Origin of the sequence: Polaribacter sp. (genome assembly GCF_965656025.1) — a bacterium.
Classification (GTDB): Bacteria; Bacteroidota; Bacteroidia; order Flavobacteriales; family Flavobacteriaceae; genus Polaribacter.
The window spans coordinates 41,857-44,126 of the sequence record NZ_CBFHJT010000019.1 but is presented as its reverse complement, the minus strand read 5'-3'; the positions used below and the strand labels follow the sequence as shown (position 1 = coordinate 44,126).

The window sequence follows — 2,270 nt, the reverse complement described above, 5'->3', positions numbered from 1 at the left end:
TTCGTTAACTGCATTACCAATTATTGAAACACAAGCAGGAGACGTATCAGCATATATACCAACAAACGTAATTTCGATTACAGATGGTCAAATTTTCTTAGATGGAGATTTATTTAACTCTGGTGTTCGTCCAGCAATTAACGTAGGTATTTCTGTATCGCGTGTGGGTGGTAATGCTCAGATAAAATCAATGAAAAAAGTATCTGGTACTTTAAAATTAGACCAAGCTCAGTTCCGTGAATTAGAAGCGTTTGCGAAGTTTGGTTCAGATTTAGATGCTGCAACCATGAGTGTAATTTCTAAAGGGCAACGTAATGTTGAAATCTTGAAGCAAGCACAAAATGATCCTTTTGCAGTAGAAGACCAAGTTGCAATTATCTATGCAGGTTCTAAAAACTTGTTAAAAGATGTACCTGTTGATAAAGTTAAAAAGTTTGAAAAAGAATATATCGATTACTTAAACACAAAACATAGAGATACATTAGACGTTTTAAAATCTGGTAAATTAACAGACGAAGCTACTGCAACTTTAGAGGCAGCTGCTGCAGAAATAACTAAGCATTTTGTTTAATTAGACGTTAGCTTTTAGTCGCAAACATTAATGTAAGCACTAACAACTAAAAACTAATAACTAAAGACTAGAAAATGGCAAACTTAAAAGAAATACGTAATAGAATTACCTCTATTAAATCTACCATGCAGATTACCTCTGCGATGAAAATGGTATCTGCTGCTAAATTAAAAAAAGCACAAGATGCAATTGTAGCAATGAGGCCTTATTCATCTAAATTAACAGAATTGTTGCAAAATTTAAGTGCAACTTTAGATGGAGATACAGGTGGGGCATATTCTGAGCAAAGAGAGGTTTCTAAAGTATTATTAGTAGTTGTTACTTCTAACAGAGGTTTGTGTGGTGGTTTTAACTCTTCTATTACAAAAGAGGTTGTAAAAACTATTAAAGAAAAATATGCAAATACTTCTGTAGATTTATTTGCTATCGGTAAAAAAGGTGCAGATGTTTTATCTAAAGGACACAACATTATAGCAACAAGAAACGATTTATATGACGAGTTAACTTTTGATAATGTTGCAGCTGTAGCAGAAAAGTTAATGGGAATGTTTGTGGAAGGCACTTATGATAAAATTGAAATTATTTATAATCAATTTAAAAATGCAGCTACACAAATACCTCAAGTAGAGCAATTTTTGCCAATTAAACCAATTGAAGGTGGTGATGCAAGTGCTGTAAATTCTGACTATATTTTTGAGCCATCAAAAGAAGAAATTGTAGAAGCATTAATTCCAAAATCTTTAAAAACACAATTATACAAAGCGTTAAGAGATAGTTTTGCTTCAGAGCATGGTGCACGTATGACTGCAATGCATAAAGCAACAGACAATGCAACAGAATTAAGAGACGAATTATTATTAACGTATAACAAAGCACGTCAAGCTGCAATTACTAATGAAATTTTAGAAATTGTTGGTGGAGCAGAAGCACTGAATAATTAGACGAAGCGTGAGCGAAGTCAAATTATTAAGAGAGCTGAGGCTTTGAAAAATTAAATGACAACTCTGTCATTCCTGCGTAGTCAGGAATCTCATAATATAAAAAAAGACTGGTTTTTAAGCCAGTCTTTTTTTTATAAACTAAAGCTAGGGAGCATGCTCCCTAGCTTTAGTTTATAAATCAAATTTAATTCCTTGAGCCAAAGGCAATTCATCAGAATAATTTACGGTATTGGTTTGTCTACGCATATAGACTTTCCAGGCGTCAGAGCCAGATTCACGTCCACCACCAGTTTCTTTCTCACCTCCAAAAGCACCACCAATTTCTGCACCAGAAGTTCCAATATTTACGTTGGCAATTCCACAATCTGAACCTGCATAAGACAAGAATTTCTCAGCCTCTTTCATTTCATTGGTCATAATTGCAGAAGATAATCCTTGAGCAACTCCATTTTGTTTTGCAATGGCATTTTCAACATCCCCAGCATATTTCATCAAATATAAAATAGGCGCAAACGTTTCATGCTGTACAATTTCAAAATTGTTTTCTGCTTCTATTATTGCTGGTTTTACATAGCATCCACTTTCATAATTTCCGCCTTCTAAAATACCACCTTCTACCAATACTTTTCCACCTTCAGCTTTTGCTTTCTCAATAGCGTTTAAATAGGTATTTACGGCATCTTTATCAATTAAAGGTCCAACATGATTGTTTTCATCCAAAGGATTCCCAATTTTAATTTGTTGGTAAGCACCTACAA

2 protein-coding genes and 1 pseudogene are annotated in these 2,270 nt (G+C 33.8%); 2 read left to right on the top strand and 1 reads right to left on the bottom strand.

Features of this window, described 5'->3' with window-relative positions; all coding sequences use genetic code 11:
- Together ACTG3S_RS05495 and atpG are read left to right on the top strand one after the other, a co-directional pair.
- Positions 1–571 (top strand): annotated as a pseudogene (locus ACTG3S_RS05495) (F0F1 ATP synthase subunit alpha); the annotation flags it as partial.
- A 74-nt stretch (positions 572–645) separates the two neighbouring features.
- Positions 646–1,512, top strand: coding sequence for an ATP synthase F1 subunit gamma (gene atpG, locus ACTG3S_RS05490; RefSeq protein WP_439128362.1), 867 nt, complete (start codon positions 646–648; stop codon positions 1,510–1,512).
- Positions 1,513–1,683: 171 nt separating this feature from the next.
- Here atpG and ACTG3S_RS05485 read toward each other — a convergent pair.
- Positions 1,684–2,270: aldehyde dehydrogenase family protein (locus tag ACTG3S_RS05485; RefSeq protein ID WP_439128361.1), on the bottom strand; the 587-nt coding region annotated here is incomplete at its 5' end.